Consider the following 18,473-nt stretch of genomic DNA (forward strand, 5'->3'; position numbering starts at 1 on the left):
CGCGGAGCGGTGAATCGGGTGCGTTAGAGTTCAAGAACCGGTGCGGATGTGTCCCAGGTGGCGAAGACCCTGCTGAATGCCGTCCTTGATGAACGAGAATGTGGATATGTCATCGCATCCGGGATGGCGTGGGGCCGCGGACAACGGAGGACACCATGGTGGGGGTATCACTGGCTCGTCGTGGTAAGCGGCGGAGCCATCCGAAACAGCAGATGATCAAGTCCGTGCTGGAGTACGCCGCGCTCGGCTGGGCCAGCTGCCCGGGGGCCCGGCCGCTCCACGACGGGCCGCGCGCCTGCTCCTGCGACCGCGTCGGCTGCCCCGACCAGGGCAGCCATCCGCTCTCGCGCGCCTGGCAGATGCAGGCCACCACCGACCCCGCGCTGCTGTCCCACTGGTGGGGCGTCGACCCGGAGGCGAACGTGGTCCTGCCCACCGGGCGGGTCTTCGACGTCTTCGACGTACCCCGCGAGGCGGGGCTCGCGGCGCTCGCCGCCATGGACTCCACCGGATGCGCATCGGGCCCGGTCGCCGAGAACGGCGACCGGGTGCTGTTTTATGTGGCCACCCGCAACGTCTCCGACGACGAGGACGAGTGGTGGTCCTGCCCGCTCGACTACGGTCCCTCGACCATCGAGGAGATGCCCGGCCTGCGCTGGCACTGCCGTGACAGCTACGTCCTGGCCCCGCCCTCCTCGCTGCCGGGCGGCGGGACCGCCTCGTGGCTGCGCCCCCCGGACGGCCGCCCGCTGCCCGACCCGCTCCGCGTCCTCGACCGGCTCGCCGACGTCTGCGAGTAGGACCGCGCCCGCCGTGCGGGCGTCGGCGCGGGGAGCGGCTCCCGGGGCCCGTAATCTGGGACGGTGAGCCGTACTGAGAACTCCGAGGACCTGTTCGCCCGCGCCCGCGAGATCGTCCCGGGGGGTGTCAACTCCCCGGTCCGCGCCTTCGGCGCCGTCGGCGGCACGCCCCGCTTCATGGCCTCCGGCCAGGGGCCGTACATCACCGACGTCGACGGCAACCGCTACGTCGACCTGGTCTGCTCCTGGGGGCCGATGATCCTCGGTCACCGCCACCCGGCCGTGGTCGAGGCGCTGACCGAGGCCCTGGCGGGCGGCACCTCGTTCGGCACGGCGACGCCCGGCGAGGTCGAGCTCGCCGAGGAGATCGTCGCCCGGATCGCCCCGGTGGAGAAGGTCCGCCTGGTCAGCTCGGGCACCGAGGCCACCATGTCCGCCGTACGGCTGGCCCGCGGCTTCACCGGCCGCTCGAAGATCGTGAAGTTCGCCGGCTGCTACCACGGGCACGTGGACGCCCTGCTCGCCTCGGCCGGCTCCGGCCTGGTCACCTTCGGGCTCCCCGACACCCCCGGCGTGACCGGCGCCTCGGCGGCCGACACCGTGGTCCTGCCGTACAACTCGGTCGAGGCGGTGAGCGAGGCGTTCGCGGCCTTCGGCGACCAGATCGCCTGCGTCATCACCGAGGCGTGCCCGGCGAACATGGGCGTCGTCCCGCCGCTGGAGGGGTTCAACGCCAAGCTCCGCGAGCTGTGCACCGCGCACGGCGCGCTGCTGATCGTCGACGAGGTGCTCACCGGCTTCCGCGTCTCGCGCTCCGGCTGGTACGGCCTGGACCCGGTGGACGCCGACCTGATGACCTTCGGCAAGGTCATGGGCGGCGGCCTGCCCGCCGCCGCGTTCGGCGGCCGGGCCGACGTGATGGCCCAGCTCGCCCCGGAGGGGCCGGTCTACCAGGCCGGCACCCTGTCCGGTAACCCGCTGGCCTGCGCCGCGGGCCTGGCGACCCTGCGCGCCTGCGACGACGAGGTCTACGACCGGGTCGACGCCGCGGCCCTGGTCGTCGGGCGCGCCGCCGCCGACGCGCTGGCCGCCGCCGGGGTGCCGCACCGGCTCCAGCGCGCGGGCAACCTGTTCTCGATCTTCTTCACCGACGAGCGGGTCACCGACTTCGCCGGGGCGCAGAAGCAGGACACCGCCGCCTACCGGGCCTTCTTCCACGCGATGCTGGAGCAGGGCGTCTATCTGCCGCCCTCGGCCTACGAGGCGTGGTTCCTGTCGGCGGCCCATGACGACGAGGCCCTGACCCGGATCGCCGAGGCCCTCCCGATCGCCGCCAAGGCCGCCGCCCAGGCGTCCTGACCCGGGGCTCCACCGGGGCAGCTTGTCCAGGTCGACGTCGATGGGGAACGGCACGGGCACGGCCGGCCGGCCGCGGTGGATGCCGGTGAGGCCGTAGGCGCGGGTGGCCGGGTCGAGTTCGTAGACGTGGACGGCGGGCTTGCCGTCGTGGCCCTCGGCCCGCCACAAGTGCGCGATGCCCGCCTCGGCGTAGCGGAACGGCGCGGTCCTGCGGTCGCGGTCCTCGGACTCGGGGGAGGCGACCTCGACGACGAGGTGCACCTCGCCGGGGACGCAGTGGGTGCGCTCGTCGTCCTCGGCCGCCGCCGCGTCGACGACGAGCACGTCCGGGCAGGGCCGCATCCGGTGCCCGAGCTTGACGTCCATCCGCATCATGGCGCTGGGGGACGCGGGGGCCTGTGCGTTCAGGACGACACGGAGGCCGAGCAGGGCGCGCTCGTGGAAGCGCTTCTGGGGGACATGAAGACGAGGGCTCCATCGATCAGTTCGACGTGCTTGAAGAAGCCGGGCTCGCCGTTCGGTCCCTCCGACGGCGGACGGTCGAGGTCGTCCGCCGTCCGTCCCCAGGGAGGGGAGCCGGCCAGTAGCCGAGCGTGCTTGCCACGTCGGTCACCGTGCCATCGTCTCCGTCGCCCTGTGTGTGCATTCGGATCTCTTCCGTCGCCTCTGTCCATGTTCCCCCTCCCTCATCCTGGAGGGAGGAGACGCGCCGGGCCGAGGGGAGCGGCGGGCGCCGCAGGGCCGGGGACGGCGGGCGCCGCGTGGCCGGGGGCGCGGCGGGTCAGCGGACGCGGACCTTCCCGGAGGTCACCGCGAGCAGGTCGCGGGTGGCGGGCACCACGATCCGGTAGGTGCCGCGGGGCAGCCTGCGGACGGTGTAGGCGGAGGCGCGGGCGGCGGTGACCCGCTTGACGGTGCGCCACTTCCCCTTGCGGTACCGCTGCACCGAGACCCGCTGCCGCTGCGGCTGGTAGACCCGGAGGGTCACCTTCTTCTCGCCGCCGCGCACCACGACCTTCGGCCGCGCGCCGACGCGCGCGGTCCGGCTGGTGCTCGCGGCCGCGGTCGCGGTACCGGTGAACCGCGCGTAGGCGTAGGTCCCGGCGTCGGCGCGCAGCCACGCGGTGCCGGTGCCGCTGCGCACGGGCACGGTGGCGCACCGGTAGGCGGAGGCGGTGGTCCTGCGGCTGCACAGCCGGGCGGTGCCGCTGATCCCGGCGCCGACGGCGGTCCGCACGGTGACGGTCGCCCGCACCGACTGCCCGGCGGTGACCTTGGAGGCGGACAGGGCCAGCCCGGTGGCGGTGGCGTCCGGGGGGAACGGCGTGCCGCTGTCGGCGACCGCGGCGAGCGGCCGGATCCGGCCGGCGCCGTAGAGGCTGTCGCGGCCGGCGGCGCCGAGGTCGAGCGCGGTGCCGGTGAGCCGTGCGGTCACCTGGCCGGCCGACGCCTCCGGGAACCGCGCGCGGACCAGCGCCGCCGCCGCTGCGGCGTACGGCGAGGCCATCGACGTGCCGCTCATGGAGGCGTACCGGCGGGCGGGGACGGTGGACAGGACGTCCACGCCGGGGGCGGCCAGGTCGACGTAGGAGCCGTACTGGGAGAACACCGCCCGGGCGTCGGCGGAGGTGGTGGCCGCGACCCCGACGACGCCGCGGAAGGCCGCCGGGTAGCTGACGGGGTTGCCGCAGTTCTCTCCCGGCATCGGGTAGGGGACCTGCGTGCAGGACTGGCCGGAGTTCCCGGCCGCGGCGACCACGACGACGTCCCTGGCGAGGGCGTAGTCGACCGCGGCCCCCATGATCGGGTCGGCGCCCGGGCCGCCCAGGGAGAGGTTGATGACGGTCGCGCCGTGGTCGGCGGCGTAGAAGATGCCGTCGGCGATGTCTGAGGTCCAGCCGGACCCGCTCTCGTCGAGCACGCGGACGGGCAGGATCTTCGCGCCGGGGGCGAGACCGGCGACGCCGACGCCGTCGCCCGCCTTCGCGGCGATGATGCCGGCGACGTGGGTGCCGTGCCCGTCGGGGTCGTAGTGCCCGTCACCGGTGCCCCGCACCAGGTCGACGCCGGGCAGGACCGCGTCGGCCAGGTCCGGGTGGGAGCCGTCCACGCCGCTGTCGACGACGGCGACGGTCTGGCCCGCGCCGGTCGCGGAGGCCCACGTGCTCTCCGCGGAGAGCCGGTCCAGCGGCCACTGCCGGGAGCGGAGCGCGTCGTTCACCTTGGCCGCCGATGCGGAGACGGCGGTGCCGGGGGCCGCGGCGGTGGTCTCCGCGGCGCCCGTGCCCGCGGCGCCCGTGCCCGCGGCGCCCGTGCCCGCGGCCCCGGTGGCCTCGGGCACGGTCCCGGTGGCGTCCTGGGGGGAGGTGTCTTCTGCCGGGGGTGCGGTGGCGTCCTGAGAGGCGGTGTCCCCGGAGGAGGGGGCGTCGTCGGCCGGGTCCGAGGGGGTGTCCGCGGCCGTGGTGGAGGTGTCCGCGGTGTTCGTGTCCGCGGCGCCCGTGTCCGCGGCGGTGGCCTTCGAGTCGACGACGACGGCGAGCGCGCCGGGAACGGCACGGGCGTCCTCCACGGCGCCGGCGGCCTTCCGGCGGTCCTCGGCGACGGTGACGTGCACCTGCGGCCTTCCGGCGGCGTCGGAGGTCAAGGTGACGACGCGGACCGGCCCGCGCTCCGGCGCCCCGGCGAGGACCTCGGAGACCGGGCCGGTCAGGCCGACGGGCTCGCGCGGCTTCCAGTCCTCGACGGCGGGGGCGGGAGAGGTCCGGCGGGGCGCGGGGGAATCCGTCCGCTCGGAGGCCCGCGTCCCGGCCCCGGAGGCGTCCGGCCGTCCGGCGGGGGCCGGGGAGGCGGAGGGCGAGGCGGCAGATGCGGCCGTGGAGGCGGCGGCCGGTGCGGCCGCCGGTCCGTCGTCCGGGGAGGCGGAGGTGCGGGCGGTCACTCCGGCGGTGACCGCGGCGGCGGTCACCGTGACCGCGGCGAGCGCGCCCAGAAGCCGGGCGGTGGCTGGCATTCTCGTTCTCCCCGTTCGTTGGTGGAGGTCACGTGCGCAGGGCGTCGCGATCCGGGCCACGCCCGGGACCGGTCGGCGGACGTACCGTCTCTTCGGCCGCCCGGCGGGGTTCCTTAGGGGTTCCGGAAGGCGGCTCCCGATCCGGTCGTCCGCCGCACCGCCCGTCCCGGCGCCCTCGGCCGGCGGAGCCGGTCCGCGGCCGGACGCCCGGATGCGCCGGTCCCCGGGCCGGGCCTCCCGGGCCTCCCGGATCTGCCCGGGTCTCCTCCGGGCGTGCCCGTCCGCGGCCGGACGCCCGGACACGCCGGCGCGGGGTGACCGTTCAGCAGGAGTTCCGTGCAGCGGACGATTGATTTAGGATCACTAACATGCTGGATCTGAACCGCCTGAAGGCGCTGCACGCGGTGGCCGTGTACGGGTCGGTGGGCGCGGCCGCCGAGGCGCTCATGGTCACCCCGTCGGCGGTCTCGCAGCAGCTCGCCAAGCTGGAGCGGGAGACCGGAGCGACCCTGCTGGAGCGCAACGGGCGCGGGGTGCGGCTGACGGACGCCGCCGGGCTCCTGGCCGGCCACGCCGAGCGCATCCTCGCGCTGGTGGAGACCGCGGAGGCCGACTTCGAGGCGCTGCGCGGCGCGGTCGTGGGACGGCTGAGCATCGGGGCCTTCCCCACGGCGGCCCGGGGGCTGCTGCCGCAGGCGCTGGTCCTGCTGCGGGAGCGCCATCCCGACCTGAGACTCCAGCTCCACGAGCGGGAGCCGGGCCGCCAGCTCCTGGAGGTCTCCCGGGGCGAGCTCGACCTCGCGGTCGTCCAGGACTGGGTCAACCGGCCGATGGCCATCCCCGAGGGGCTCTCCCGGGCCGCGCTCTTCGACGACGTCGCCGACGTGGTCCTGCCCGCGGGCCACCCGCTGGCCGACCGCGCCGAGATCGAGCTGGCGGAGCTGTCCGGGGAGCGGTGGATCAGCGGCTCGCCCGGGACGGTCTGCCACGACTGGCTGGTCTACACGCTCCGCGCGGCCGAGCTGGAGCCGGAGATCGCCTGCATGGCGGACGAATACCCCACCCAGCTGGCGCTCACCGCCGCCGGCCAGGGCTGCGCGATCGTGCCCCGCCTCGGCCGCGGCCCCGTTCCGGAAGGGGTCCGGGCCGTGGCGGTCCGGCCCCGCCCCACCCGCCGGATCTACGCGCTCTGGCGCACCGACGCGGCCCGCCGCCCGGCGATCCGCGCCGCGGTCGAGGCGCTCAGGGCCGCCTCGGCGGGACTGCGCGGGGAGAGCTGACCCCTCCACCGGAGCGGCCGGACGGGAGCGGCCGGACGGGAGCGGGCCCCCGCCCCGCGCCGGCGCGGGGCCCGCGGCGTCGCCCGCCCACCCGCCCACCCGCCCGTGCGACCTGCGCCTACCAGTGGGTAGGCTGACGGCACCATGGCTGAGACCACCGTCATCCACCTGCTGCGCCACGGCGAGGTCCACAACCCCGCCAACGTCCTGTACGGCCGGCTTCCCGGCTACAACCTGTCGGAGAACGGCCGCTTGATGGCCGAGGCGGTGGCGAAGGCGATGGCCGGGCGCGACGTCGTCGCGCTGTTCTCCTCCCCGCTGGAGCGCGCCCAGCAGACGGCGGCCCCGCTCGCCGAGACCTTCGGCCTGGAGGTCCGCATCGACGAGCGGCTGATCGAGGCGGCCAACCTCTTCGAGGGCGTCTCCGTCGGCGGCGGCGAGGGCGTCTTCCGCAGCCCCCGCCTCTACCGCCACCTGTGGAACCCGCTCCGCCCGTCCTGGGGCGAGCGCTACACCGACGTGGTCGAGCGGATGCGCGGAGCGATCCTGTCGGCGCGCAGGGAGGCGCGCGGCCACGAGGCGGTGCTGGTCAGCCACCAGCTCCCCATCTGGATCATCCGGCTCGCGGCCGAGGGCAGGCGGCTCCCGCACGACCCCCGCCGCCGCCAGTGCGGCCTGGCCAGCGTCACGAGCCTGTGCTTCGAGGGCGACCGGCTGGCCAGCGTCGGATACTCCGAGCCGGCGGCCGCGCTCGTCAAGCGCCCCACCGTCCCGGGCGCATGACCCCGCCGGTAGAGTTGCTGCTCTACCGCTTGTAGTACGAGGGAGACCACCTTCGATGCGCGTCAGACCGCTCGCCGCCGCCGTGCTGCTCGCCGTACTGGCGACCGGATGCGCCGGGAGCCAGGCGTCGCAGCCGCAGGCGGGGGACACCCGGTTCATCGCCGGCGACGGGAAGGTCACCGTCTTCGAGGCGGCCGGACGCAGGCCCGCCCCCGCGGTCGAGGGGGAGACCCTCGACGGCGGCACCGCCTCGCTCGCCGCGCACAGGGGCAAGGTCGTGGTGCTGAACTTCTGGGCCTCCTGGTGCGCGCCCTGCCGCGCCGAGGCCCCGGTGCTGAAGGACATCGCCGCCAAGACCAAGGCGGACGGCGTGGAGTTCCTCGGCGTCGACTTCAAGGACGACAGGAGCCAGGCGCTCGCCTTCGAGCGCACCGAGCAGCCCGGCTACCCGAGCATCTACGACCAGCCCGGCAAGGTCGCGCTCGCCTTCCAGGGCACGGTCCCCCCGGCGGCCATCCCCTCGACGCTGATCATCGACCGGCGGGGCCGGATCGCGGCCCGCGCCCTCGGCGCGGTCAAGTACAGCGATCTGCTGGCGGCCGTCGAGAAGATCAGCGATGAGAAGTAGCCCGGGACGCCCGCGATGAGCGCCGACCTGGCGAGCACGGTGGCGAGCGGCTCGCTCGCGCTGGCCCTGCCGATCGCGGTCGCCGCGGGGCTGGTGTCGTTCCTGTCGCCGTGCGTGCTGCCGCTGGTCCCCGGCTACCTGTCCTACGTGACCGGGATGAGCGCCGACCCCCGGCGGGGCCGGATGGTCGCCGGGACCGTGCTGTTCGTCCTCGGCTTCGCCGCCGTGTTCGTGGCCGGCGGGGCGCTCTTCGGAACCCTCGGCGCGGTGCTGTTCGGCAACGCCGAGGTCATCACCCGGGTGCTCGGGGCGCTCACGATCGTGCTCGGGCTCGCCTTCATGGGCCTCGTCCCGGGGCTCCAGCGCGACGTGCGCGTCCACCGGCTCCCGGCCGCCGGGCTCGCCGGGGCGCCGCTGCTCGGCGTGGTGTTCGGCCTCGGCTGGACCCCCTGCATCGGCCCCACCCTCGGGGTCGTGCTCACGCTCGGCGTGACCGAGGGCAGCGCGGGGCGCGGCGCGCTGCTCGCCTTCGCCTACGCGCTCGGGCTCGGCCTGCCGTTCGTGGCGGCCGGACTGGCCTACCGTAGGGCACTGCACACGTTCAAGGCGGTCCGCCGCCACACGCAGCTGATCACCCGGGTGGGCGGGGCCATGCTGGTCGCCGTCGGCCTGCTGCTCGTCACCGGCGTCTGGGGAGACCTCGTCGCGGCGATGCAGGGGTGGATCGGCGGATTCCAGCCGGTGATCTGATGACCCTTACCGACGACACGCCCGAGGAGAAGACCGCGGTCCGGCCCGTGAGGCTGGGCGCGGTCGGCTGGCTGCGCTGGGCCTGGCGCACGCTCACCTCCATGCGGACCGCGCTGATCCTGCTGTTCCTGCTGGCCCTGGGCTCGGTCCCCGGGTCGATCTGGCCGCAGCGCGGCGTCTCCGACGCCAAGGTCGCGCAGTACTACGCCGACAGCCCTCAGCTGGCCGAGTGGCTCGACCGGCTCTGGATGTTCGACGTCTTCCAGGCGCCGTGGTTCGCCGCGGTCTACCTGCTGCTGTTCGTCTCGCTGATCGGCTGCGTGCTCCCGCGCGCCGCGGCGCACCTGCGGGAGCTGCGCAGGAAGCCGCCCGCGGCGCCGCGCAACCTGTCCCGGCTGCCGCAGCACGCCGTGCTCGACGGCCCGCTGACGGTCGAGGAGGCGGCCCGGCGGCTGCGCCGGCTCCGCTTCCGGGTGACCACCGGGCAGGACTGGGTCGCGGGGGAGAAGGGCTATCTGCGCGAGACCGGCAACCTGCTGTTCCACGCCGCGCTGGTCGGCCTGCTGGTCGCGATCGGGACCGGCGCGCTGTACGGCTACCGCGGCAACGTGCTGGTCGTGGAGGGCGCCGGATTCGCCAACACCGTCGCCGCCTACGACCGCTACCTGCCCGGCCAGCAGGTGAACGCCGAGTCGCTGGAGCCGTTCTCGTTCACGCTGGAGGACTTCCAGGCCACCTACATCGCCCAGGGGCCCAAGCGGGGGCAGGCGCTGGACTACTCGGCGAGGCTCGCGGTGAGCGACGCGCCGGGGGCGGCGGAGCGGACGTACGAGCTGAAGGTGAACGAGCCGCTCGACGTGAACGGCACCCTGACCTACCTGATCGACCACGGCTACGCGCCCACCTTCAAGGTCACCGACGGCAAGGGGCAGGTCGCCTTCGAGGGGGCGGTCCCGTGCCTGGCCGCGCAACCGGCGACGTTCGCCTCCGAGTGCGTGGTCAAGGTCCCCGACGCCCTGCCCGAGCAGCTCGGCCTCATGATCGCTTTCCTGCCCACCGCGGTCCGGACGCACGACGGGGAGTGGACGTCGGCCTTCCCCGGCGCGGTCAACCCGGTCGCGCAGGTGTACGGCGCCTTCGCCGGCGACCTCGGCATGGGGAACGGCCGCCCGCAGTCGGTCTACGAGATCCCGGCGGAGATCCTCAAGGAGATGAAGCCGCTGGTGATGAAGGCCGACCCGCTCCAGGTCGGGGAGAAGCTCCGGCTGCCGGACGGCATGGGCACGGTCGAGTTCACCGGGATCAAGGAGTGGATCGCCCTGCAGATCACCCACGACCCCGGCCGGCTGCCCGCGCTGGTCTCCGCGGCCGTGGCCACCGTCGCGCTGGTGCTCTCCCTGACCGTCCGGCGCCGCCGCGTGTGGGTGCGCGTCGGCGACGGCGCCGCCGAGGCGGGCGGCCTCACCCGCACCGAAGGCGGTGACTTCGGCGAGGAGTTCGCCGGGATCGTCGCCGCCCTGAATCACGGTTCCAACCCTGGAGTGAAGGATGACCGCTGAGGTCGATACCGCTCTCGCCGCGCTGAGCGACCAGCTCATCCTGGTGACGGTGCTGCTCTACGCCCTCGCGATGATCGGGTACGCGCTGGATCTCGCCTTCAACCGGGCGCCGGCCCGGGGCGCGGCCGCCGGGGAACGGGCCGAGCCCGCGCTCGCCGCGGTCGGCGCCTCCCCTGCGGCGGCCGCCGGGGAGGCGGGCTCCGACCCGGCCTCCGGGCCCGTCCCGTCCGCCGCGGCGGACGGGACCGGTACGGAGGAGCCCGCGGCGGAGGGCGGCGCCCCGGCCGGGACGCCGTCCGGCTGGGTGCTGAAGTCCGGGACGGCCGCGACCGTGCTCAGCTGGGCCGGCCTCGTGGCGAACGCCGGCTCCCTGGTGACCCGGGGCCTGGCCGCGGAGCGGTGGCCGTGGGGCAACCTGTACGAGTTCATGGTCGCCATGTGCCTGGCGGCCGTGGGCGCCTTCCTGCTGATGCAGCTGCGCTACCCGGTGCGCTTCCTGGGCTCCTTCATCACGGGCGCGGCCGGGCTCGGCCTGGGGTACGCGGTGCACTCCTGGCATGTGGAGACCGCTCCGGCGATGGTGGCGCTGAACTCCTACTGGATCGCGATCCACGTCTCGGCGGCCATCCTCGCCAGCGGCCTGTTCATCGTGGCCGGTGCCTGCGGCGTCATCTACCTGATCCGGCACGACGCCGCCGACCACCTGCCGACCCGGCAGGAGCTGGAGCGGGTGGCGCACCGGGCCATCGTGATCGGCTTCCCGATCTGGACCTTCGCCGTCATCGCCGGCGCGCTCTGGGCGGACAAGGCGTGGGGCCGCTACTGGGGCTGGGACCCCAAGGAGATCTGGGCGTTCATCACCTGGATCGTCTACGCGGGCTATCTGCACGCCCGCGCGACCGCCGGCTGGAAGGGCCGGGCGGCGATGATCGTGCAGCTCGTGGGCTTCGCGTGCCTGCTGTTCAACCTCATCGGGGTGAACCTCTTCATCGACGGCCTGCACTCCTACGCCGAGGTGCCGTAGCGGGCCGGGTCAGTCCTCCTCGCGCAGGCGCCGATCGAGGTCCCGCAGGAAGTCCGGGTCGTCGTCGGGGCCGCGCGGGGCCTGCGGGCGGGGGCCCGGGGGCTCCGGCGGGAGGAAGGCGCGCGGGGCGCGGGGCCCGAGGGGGCGGCCGAGCAGCAGCCAGAACAGGCCGCCGATCATGGCCAGGAGCACCACGACGAGCACCCACAGGATCTTGGGGAGGTTTCTGACCTCCTCGTCCGGAGTGGTGATGACGTCGAAGAGGCAGTAGAGCCAGAAGGCGAGGACGGCCAGACCGAGAAGCACGGACATGCCCGCACTGTAAGCCATCGCGGGGGCGGCCGGAGCCAGAGACGCCCTCCGGGGGATGCGCGGAGAAGATCCCCGTCGTACGGTAGGACCCCGTACGGATAGGTCCCGTTGCCGTTTTCCGACAGGAGCGCGTGATGGCGCATTCGCGCGGGCGGGCAGGGTGAGCACGGACAGGGGCCGGCACCGGCGCCGGTGGTGGCAGCGGGAGGCACCGCGCCGCGGCGGCGAGGGCGTGGTCCGGCGGACGCCCGGCCAGGCGGCGCCGCGGGAGGCGTCCGACCCGCCGGTTCCCCGGGAGCTGTTCCGGGAGGCGCCGAGGGAGGTCCTCCGCGGGCCGGAGCGGCGGCCGGGCAGGCCCGTCCCCGCCGACCGCCCGCAGTACACCTGGCGGGACTTCGAGCTGGAGCACGAGCGGCCGCGGGCCCGGCCGAACCCCCCCGAGGCCCCGGACCTGGGCGACGGCCTGCGGCACTGCGGGGCGCTGGAGCGCGTGCTGCACCGCCAGTGGGACGTGCGCGAGGGGCCGCCGTCTCCGGAGGTCGTGGCCGCCGTGGAGAGCCTCGCCCGGCTGCCGGACCGGCTCAAGGCCAAGCTGGCCGACGGCCTGGAGGGCATCTACGTCGGCGCGGGCGGCGTGCCCGACCTGGACGACATGGGATACCTGCGGGGCGCGCCGCTGCCGTCGGGCCGGGCGACCTGGGACATCTGCGCCGGGGCCTACGGCGACCGCAAGGTCGTGGTGGGGGACAGGCCCTCACCCACCCCCGACGTGATGATGCACGAGATCGGGCACGCCCTGGACGACGTGGACGCGCCCCACGGAGACTGGGTGTCGGACTCCCCGGAGTTCACCGCACTCTACGAGCAGTGCGTGCCGGTCCTGGCCTCGGGCTTCCACCTGCAGCCGGGTGTCCTGGGGCGCAGGGAGTTCTTCGCCGACGCCTTCGCCGCCATCGCCTCCCGGCAGCGTCCCGCCCTGGTGGACATGCTGAGCGGGGACACGCGGATGGCGCTCACTGTCATGCTGTTCTTCAACCGGCGCTACGGAATCTAGGTGATCTGGGATGTACGTCATCCGGCTCGCTGACGGGACCCTGCGCGTGCCGCAGAGCCTGATCAGCGAAGACGGGCGTCTGATCGGCAACGCGTACGTGGAGCTCTCACCGGGGGATCCGGAGTACGACCGCTGGCTGCCCGAGTCGCTCACCGAGGAGGAGATCGCACGGCGACGGCGTCGCTGGCTGGAGGAGAACGACGAACTGGAGCGGGAGTTCCTGGCCTTCAAGGCGGAGCAGGACGACTGAGGCACGCCGGGGAGCCTCTGTGTCACCTCGGGGTGACACCATGCCCACCCTGTGGCGACTCCATGGTGACCCTGCGGCTTCCGGGTAAGACGCGCAGGATCACCGATGGTGCGACGTCGTGCGGCGGCGTCGTCAGACGCGGGGGGACTCGCCCGCCGGCCGTTCGGCCGTCAGGACGTCCTCACCGCGGAGAAGGGCGTGCACTTCCGACTCGCGGAAACGCCGGTGCCCTCCGGGGGTACGGATGCTGCTGATGCGGCCTGCCGCGGCCCAGCGCGTCACCGTCTTTGGGTCGACCCGGAAGAGGGCGGCAACCTCTCCAGGTGTCAGCAGACGCTCGCTGCTACTCTCCACAATCTCTCCCCCTCGCATCCCGCTTCCTGCCAGCGGGCGGACAGGTAACCAGTGTGCCGAGCGAAGCCTGATTTATCCGTGCTTTTGAACAAAGATCACGGGTTGTTATCGACTGACTGCCCGATTGTTATATGATAGAGCCTCTTTGAGGCTCTCGTGGGTGTTTCTTTACGTAACTGATCTGGTGGGAACACTAGCAGTGCTCGCGTCGGATGCGAAGAGCGCTCTCGGTGGTTCGTGACAGCGCCGGTCAAGACGCCTTTGCCTCGATGGCACCCGCCCGCCCGCGGCGGCACGGCCATCGTGACGTAGCCTCGATGTCGTGCATCCCGCTTTCGTCTACACCGCGTCGCGGATCGGCCTGCTGGCGGTCACCGCAGGCGTGCTCTACCTGCTCGGGCTCCGTGAGCCTTTCCTGCTGCTGGTCGTGTCATTCCTCGTCAGCGGCCTGGCCAGCTACGTCCTGCTGTCCAGGCAGCGAGACGCGCTGAGCGCGCGAATCGCCAAGAATCGCTGAAAACACCGAATGTCACGGCAACGGGAACATGCCGATCCGGGCATGGTACTCGCGGCCGAGCCGGGTTGTGTCGCTACCAACGAGTAGCCCTCCCCGGTGGGCGAGAAACGCCTTGACGCCGATTCCGCGGTCCCGGGTGGGATTCCAGCGCAGGGCCTTGCCGGTGACCGGGTGGATCGCGCCGATCCCCGGCCGGGAGACGGCCCCCGGCCCCGCCGAGTCGCGGCCGCGCGGGTTGTCCAGCCAGCGCTGGTGGCCGCCCACGTAGACCGCGGCACCGGTCACCGCGACCGAGTAGAGCGTGTCGCCGCCGGTGTAGTTGACCCAGGTCGGGCGGGTGGTGCCCCGGGCGCGCGTCTCGAACCGCGCGGCGCTGTCGCACAGCTTCCCCGCGCTGCCCGCCCCGCCGCTGGTGACGACCACGAAGTAGCTCCCGTCGGGGGCGAAGTCCAGGCCCCTGACGTAGCTGGGGAAGTCCGGCTTGCACTCCGGGGCGTAGGCGTCGGTCCGCCAGTCCGCGACCTTCGCGGGGGACGAGCCGACGTCGATGAGGCCGAGCTGGGGCCGGGAGAGCCCGTCGAGGGTGCCGAAGCCGCCGTCGACCGCGAGGCGGTCCCCGGCCAGCGCCATGGCGTACACCTTGACCCGGGAACCGCGGGGGGCGCCCGGTGTGATCGAGAAGGCCGGGTCCACCGCCCCGGTGGCGGCGTCCAGCCGTGCCAGCGCGGTGCGGCGGACGCCTCCGACTCGGGTGAAGTCCCCGCCCGCGTAGAGATGGGAACCGCTGCGGACGAGGCTGGTCACCGTGCCGCCCTCGGCCTGGGCGCGGAAGCCGGGCACCCGGGTCCCGTCGGCGAGCCGGAGCCGGACCAGCCGGCGGGTGCCGGCCCCGTCGGTCTCCGTGAACGCGCCGCCCGCGTAGACGGTGCCGGAGGCCCCCGCGGCCAGGGCGTTGACCGGGCCGTCGAGCTCGGGGGCGAAGTCCGGCAGGATCCGCCCGGTGGCCAGGTCGTAGGCGAAGATGTTGGCGCGCTCCAGAACCCGGCTGCTCCCGGCGTCCCGCACCTCGCTGAACGAGCCGCCGACCACCACCGTGCCGCCCACCAGGGCGATGGCGTTGACGATCCCGTCGAGCACGTGCGGGGTGGTGTCCACGGGGTCGGCGGAGACCACCCGGCGGTGCTCGACGGTGCCCGCGGCGGAGGCGTCCGCGGGGATCAGGACCAGGGCGGCGGCCAGCGCGGCGGCCGTCACGGGAGGGGAAACGGTTCTGGCAAGCACCCGCAAAGTTCTAACAGACTCTTGGTAATCATGATGACACTTTCCGTGGATTGTCCCATCGGGCCTAGGCTTGCACCCATGACGCGCGCTTCGCTGGACAAGCAACCGCACGAGGTCGCCTCGATGTTCGATCGCACGGCCCGGCGCTACGACCTGATGAACGACATCCTCTCCCTGGGGCAGGACCGGTTCTGGCGCAAGGCCACCGCGGCCGCGGTCGACGCGGGCCCCGGCGAGCTCGTGCTCGACCTGGGCGCGGGCACCGGCACCTCGACCGACGCCTTCACCACGCTCGGCGCCCGGGCCATCGCCTCCGACTTCTCCCTCGGCATGCTCCGCACCGGCGTCGAGCGGCGCGGCGGGTCGGGCATCCGCGGCGGGGGCGTGCGCGGGGTGACGTTCGTCGCGGGTGACGCGCTCAACCTGCCGTTCGCCGACGACAGCTTCGACGCGGTGACGATCTCCTTCGCGATCCGCAACGTCAAGGACACCGAGCAGGCGCTGCGCGAGATGCTCCGCGTGGCCAGGCCCGGCGCCCGCCTGGTGATCTGCGAGTTCTCCCGGCCCACGGTCCGCCCCTTCGAGCTGGTCTACACGCAGTACCTGATGAGGATGCTCCCGGTCGCGGCCGGGCTCGTCAGCTCCAACCCCGACTCCTACGAGTACCTCGCCGAGTCGATCCGGGCGTGGCCGGACCAGCCCGCGCTGGCGCGGATCATCCAGCGGGCGGGCTGGGAGCGGGTCGCCTGGCGCAACCTGTCGCTCGGCATCGTCGCCCTGCACCGCGGCTACAAGCCGCAGGCCGCCCCCGCACGGGAGGACTGAGCGCGGAAGGGCGCTGAGCGCGGGAGGGCGCTGAGTACCGGAGGGCTGAGCGCGGAAGGGCCGGGCGCCGGAGGATCGCGCCGGAGCGGCCGGGGAAGGGGGCGCAAAAGCCCGCCTCGGCGAGGGTTCCGCGGAAGATTTCCCCCACCCCCGTCTCCGCAGGGGATCCGCGGGAGGACCCGCGGGGGGATCCGCGGGGAAGACGACCGCCGACGCCGCCCGGGAAGCGGGGAAACGCCCGCCGCACCCGCCTGACACTTCTCTCTGCGGAAGCGTTAGACTGCCGCCCGACAAGTTTGTGAAGACCTTCACAAAAGAACGAAAGGCCCCTCACCCCGAGGCCGTCAACGCGTGTAGGACAGGACAGGTCCCGTGACCGTGCCAGCCGTCGCACAGCGGAGTGTCACTGCGGCTGACGCCGACGTCATCGTCGTCGGCGCCGGGCCCGCCGGTTCCACGACCGCTTTCCACCTCGCCCAGGCCGGACTGGACGTCCTGCTCCTGGAGAAGACCACGTTCCCCCGCGAGAAGGTCTGCGGGGACGGCCTGACACCCCGGGCGGTCAAGCAGCTCATCGCGATGGGGATCGACATCGACGCCCCGGGCTGGGTCAGGAACAGGGGCCTGCGCGTCGTCGGCGGCGGCCTGCGCTTCGAGCTCGACTGGCCCGAGCTGTCCAGCTACCCCGACTTCGGGCTGGTCCGCACCCGGCAGGACTTCGACGAGATCCTGGCCGCCAACGCCGTGCGCGGCGGGGCCCGCCTGCTGCAGGGCGTCAACGTCACCGGCCCGATCCTCGACGAGCGCAGCGGCCACGTCGTGGGCGTGACCGCCAGGAAGGACGGCGAGGAGGTCGCCTACCGCTCCCGCCTCGTGGTCGCGGCCGACGGCAACTCCACCCGGATCTCCCTGGCGATGGGGCTGCACAAGCGCGCCGACCGCCCCATGGGCGTCGCCGTGCGGACCTACTTCACCAGCCCCCGGCACGACGACGACTACCTGGAGACCTGGCTGGAGCTGTGGGACGGCGACCAGCTGCTGCCCGGCTACGGCTGGATCTTCGGGGTCGGCGACGGCACCGCGAACGTGGGCCTGGGCCTGCTGAACACCAGCGAGGCGTTCAAGGGCATGGATTATCGCGACCTGCTGCGGCGTTGGACGAAGAACATGCCCTCCGAGTGGGGGTTCACCGAAGAGAACATGACCACCCCGATCAGGGGTGCCGCGCTGCCGATGGCGTTCAACCGCCAGCCGCACTACACCCGCGGCCTGGTGCTCGTCGGCGACGCGGGCGGAATGATCAATCCGTTCAACGGCGAGGGCATCGCCTACGCGATGGAGACCGGCCGGATCGCGGCCGAGACCGTCGTCCAGGCGCTGGGCAGGCCCACGCCCGCCCAGCGGGAGCGGGTGCTGCGGGCCTACCCGCAGACGTTGAAGGACGCCTACGGCGGGTACTTCACGCTCGGCCGCGGTTTCGTCGAGCTGATCAGCCGGCGCGGCGTGATGAACTTCGCGACGCGTCACGCGCTCCCGCACCCCCGCCTGATGCGGTTCGCGCTCAAACTCCTTGCTAACCTCACCGACCGGCGAGGCGACGCGTCGGACCGGATCATCAACGCCCTGTCGAAGGTGGCACCACCGGCATGACCTCGCAAAACACCAGGAAGCCGGGGCAAGTGAGATTCATGGCCCCGCCTAGACTTATGCGACACCACAACGTGAGCTACGCGCCGGCGCGCGTGGAGATGGGAGAGGAGGCGTAGCGATGGAGCTGTACGCACCCATCCTGGTGCTCGCCGTTCTCGGAGCGGGCTTCGCGATCTTCTCGGTGACGATCGCCCCCTTCACCGGGCCCAAGCGGTGGAACCGCGCGAAACTCGACGCCTACGAGTGCGGTATCGAGCCCACCCCCCAGCCGGTCGGCGGTGGCCGCTTCCCGCTGAAGTACATGATCACCGCGATGCTCTTCATCGTGTTCGACATCGAGATCATCTTCCTCTACCCGTGGGCGGTCGCGTTCGACCAGCTCGGGCTGTTCGGACTGGTCGAGATGCTGCTGTTCATCGTCACCGTGCTCGTCGCCTACGCGTACGTGTGGCGCCGCAAGGGTCTGGACTGGGATTAGGACTATGGGACTTGAAGAGAAACTCCCGAGCGGCTTCCTGCTGACCACCGTCGAGCAGGTCGCGGGCTGGGCGCGCAAGAACTCCGTCTGGCCGGCCACCTTCGGTCTGGCGTGCTGCGCCATCGAGCTGATGGCGACCGGCGCCTCCAAGCACGACCTGGCGCGTTTCGGCATGGAGCGCGCCTCGGCCTCCCCGCGCCAGGCCGACCTGATGATCGTCGCGGGACGGCTCTCCCAGAAGATGGCCCCGGTGCTGCGCCAGATCTACGACCAGATGGCCGAGCCCAAGTGGGTCATCGCCATGGGTGTCTGCGCCTCCAGCGGGGGCATGTTCAACAACTACGCCATCGTGCAGGGTGTGGACCACGTGGTCCCCGTCGACATCTACCTGCCGGGCTGCCCGCCGCGGCCGGAGATGCTCATCGACTCGATCGTGAAGCTGCACGACAAGATCCAGAACATGAAGTTCGGCGCCCACCGCGCCAAGCAGATCGACGAGCTCGAACTGCGGGCGCTCCGGACGCTGCCGCTGATCGACCAGGGAGCCGGCAAGTGACCT

Annotated in this window: 19 protein-coding genes and 1 pseudogene; 15 read left to right on the plus strand and 5 right to left on the minus strand. The window is 73.1% G+C overall.

The features are described from left to right. Nucleotides 1-155: 155 nt before the first annotated feature. Together ABD823_RS08680 and hemL are read left to right on the plus strand one after the other, a co-directional pair. A complete protein-coding gene (locus ABD823_RS08680) occupies nt 156-800 on the plus strand; it encodes a bifunctional DNA primase/polymerase (RefSeq protein ID WP_344857633.1) in 645 nt (214 codons plus the stop codon). A 63-nt stretch (nt 801-863) separates the two neighbouring features. After that, nucleotides 864-2,159: a glutamate-1-semialdehyde 2,1-aminomutase gene (hemL, locus tag ABD823_RS08685; RefSeq protein ID WP_344857635.1), complete on the plus strand. Its 1,296-nt coding sequence runs from the start codon at nt 864-866 to the stop codon at nt 2,157-2,159. A gap of 123 nt (nt 2,160-2,282) precedes the next feature. Here the strand turns inward: hemL and ABD823_RS08690 are convergent. Both ABD823_RS08690 and mycP read right to left on the minus strand, forming a co-directional pair. Next, nucleotides 2,283-2,726 (minus strand): annotated as a pseudogene (locus ABD823_RS08690) (Uma2 family endonuclease); the annotation flags it as partial. A 214-nt stretch (nt 2,727-2,940) separates the two neighbouring features. Further along, nucleotides 2,941-5,169, minus strand: coding sequence for a type VII secretion-associated serine protease mycosin (gene mycP / locus ABD823_RS08695; protein WP_344857637.1), 2,229 nt, complete (start codon nt 5,167-5,169; stop codon nt 2,941-2,943). Between the two features lie 368 nt (nt 5,170-5,537). On the opposite strand from mycP, the gene ABD823_RS08700 reads away from it, so the two are divergent. The 6 genes from ABD823_RS08700 (at nt 5,538) to ccsB (ending at nt 11,193) form a co-directional block, all read left to right on the plus strand. Continuing rightward, the gene (locus ABD823_RS08700; protein ID WP_344857639.1) at nt 5,538-6,449 is read left to right on the plus strand and encodes a LysR family transcriptional regulator; all 912 of its coding nucleotides are present in this window, start codon (nt 5,538-5,540) and stop codon (nt 6,447-6,449) included. 144 nt (nt 6,450-6,593) lie between these two features. Then, the gene (locus ABD823_RS08705; RefSeq protein WP_344857641.1) at nt 6,594-7,232 is read left to right on the plus strand and encodes a histidine phosphatase family protein; all 639 of its coding nucleotides are present in this window, start codon (nt 6,594-6,596) and stop codon (nt 7,230-7,232) included. 55 nt (nt 7,233-7,287) lie between these two features. Beyond that, complete coding sequence (locus ABD823_RS08710) at nt 7,288-7,860, plus strand: TlpA family protein disulfide reductase (protein ID WP_344857643.1); 573 nt, start codon at nt 7,288-7,290, stop codon at nt 7,858-7,860. A gap of 15 nt (nt 7,861-7,875) precedes the next feature. Then, entirely contained in the window at nt 7,876-8,610 is a 735-nt protein-coding gene (locus ABD823_RS08715) for a cytochrome c biogenesis CcdA family protein (protein WP_344857645.1), read from the plus strand. Next, complete coding sequence (gene resB, locus ABD823_RS08720; RefSeq protein WP_344857647.1) at nt 8,610-10,169, plus strand: cytochrome c biogenesis protein ResB; 1,560 nt, start codon at nt 8,610-8,612, stop codon at nt 10,167-10,169. The genes ABD823_RS08715 and resB overlap by 1 nt, the downstream gene beginning before the upstream one ends. Then, complete coding sequence (ccsB, locus tag ABD823_RS08725; RefSeq protein WP_344857649.1) at nt 10,159-11,193, plus strand: c-type cytochrome biogenesis protein CcsB; 1,035 nt, start codon at nt 10,159-10,161, stop codon at nt 11,191-11,193. Before resB ends, ccsB begins: the two co-directional genes overlap by 11 nt. A gap of 9 nt (nt 11,194-11,202) precedes the next feature. Here the strand turns inward: ccsB and ABD823_RS08730 are convergent, their stop codons facing one another. Continuing rightward, nucleotides 11,203-11,505 carry a PLDc N-terminal domain-containing protein gene (locus ABD823_RS08730; RefSeq protein WP_344857651.1) on the minus strand — a complete coding sequence of 101 codons (303 nt, stop codon included), beginning with the start codon at nt 11,503-11,505 and terminating at the stop codon, nt 11,203-11,205. Nucleotides 11,506-11,665: 160 nt separating this feature from the next. Here ABD823_RS08730 and ABD823_RS08735 point away from each other — a divergent pair, with 160 nt between their 5' ends. Both ABD823_RS08735 and ABD823_RS08740 read left to right on the plus strand, forming a co-directional pair. Beyond that, nucleotides 11,666-12,559 (plus strand): hypothetical protein, encoded by an 894-nt coding sequence (locus ABD823_RS08735; protein ID WP_344857653.1) that lies wholly within the window; start codon nt 11,666-11,668, stop codon nt 12,557-12,559. Nucleotides 12,560-12,569: 10 nt separating this feature from the next. Next, nucleotides 12,570-12,809, plus strand: a complete 240-nt coding sequence (locus tag ABD823_RS08740) for a hypothetical protein (RefSeq protein ID WP_344857655.1) — start codon at nt 12,570-12,572, stop codon at nt 12,807-12,809. Between the two features lie 132 nt (nt 12,810-12,941). On the opposite strand, the gene ABD823_RS08745 is transcribed toward ABD823_RS08740, so the two are convergent. Further along, entirely contained in the window at nt 12,942-13,181 is a 240-nt protein-coding gene (locus tag ABD823_RS08745) for a BldC family transcriptional regulator (protein WP_012887349.1), read from the minus strand. A gap of 304 nt (nt 13,182-13,485) precedes the next feature. On the opposite strand from ABD823_RS08745, the gene ABD823_RS08750 reads away from it, so the two are divergent. After that, entirely contained in the window at nt 13,486-13,680 is a 195-nt protein-coding gene (locus tag ABD823_RS08750) for a DUF4229 domain-containing protein (protein WP_344857657.1), read from the plus strand. A gap of 12 nt (nt 13,681-13,692) precedes the next feature. On the opposite strand, the gene ABD823_RS08755 is transcribed toward ABD823_RS08750, so the two are convergent. Beyond that, nucleotides 13,693-14,961 carry a delta-60 repeat domain-containing protein gene (locus ABD823_RS08755; RefSeq protein ID WP_344857659.1) on the minus strand — a complete coding sequence of 423 codons (1,269 nt, stop codon included), beginning with the start codon at nt 14,959-14,961 and terminating at the stop codon, nt 13,693-13,695. A 78-nt stretch (nt 14,962-15,039) separates the two neighbouring features. Here ABD823_RS08755 and ABD823_RS08760 point away from each other — a divergent pair, with 78 nt between their 5' ends. The 4 genes from ABD823_RS08760 (at nt 15,040) to ABD823_RS08775 (ending at nt 18,470) form a co-directional block, all read left to right on the plus strand. Continuing rightward, nucleotides 15,040-15,786 (plus strand): demethylmenaquinone methyltransferase, encoded by a 747-nt coding sequence (locus ABD823_RS08760; protein WP_344857661.1) that lies wholly within the window; start codon nt 15,040-15,042, stop codon nt 15,784-15,786. Between the two features lie 372 nt (nt 15,787-16,158). Next, nucleotides 16,159-17,436 (plus strand): geranylgeranyl reductase family protein, encoded by a 1,278-nt coding sequence (locus tag ABD823_RS08765; RefSeq protein WP_344857663.1) that lies wholly within the window; start codon nt 16,159-16,161, stop codon nt 17,434-17,436. 118 nt (nt 17,437-17,554) lie between these two features. After that, nucleotides 17,555-17,914 (plus strand): NADH-quinone oxidoreductase subunit A, encoded by a 360-nt coding sequence (locus ABD823_RS08770; protein WP_068898202.1) that lies wholly within the window; start codon nt 17,555-17,557, stop codon nt 17,912-17,914. 4 nt (nt 17,915-17,918) lie between these two features. Next, nucleotides 17,919-18,470, plus strand: a complete 552-nt coding sequence (locus ABD823_RS08775; protein WP_344857669.1) for a NuoB/complex I 20 kDa subunit family protein — start codon at nt 17,919-17,921, stop codon at nt 18,468-18,470. The last annotated feature ends 3 nt before the right edge of the window (nt 18,471-18,473 follow it).

It is taken from the genome of Planomonospora alba, assembly GCF_039534085.1.
In the GTDB taxonomy this organism is placed as follows: domain Bacteria; phylum Actinomycetota; class Actinomycetes; order Streptosporangiales; family Streptosporangiaceae; genus Planomonospora_B; species Planomonospora_B alba.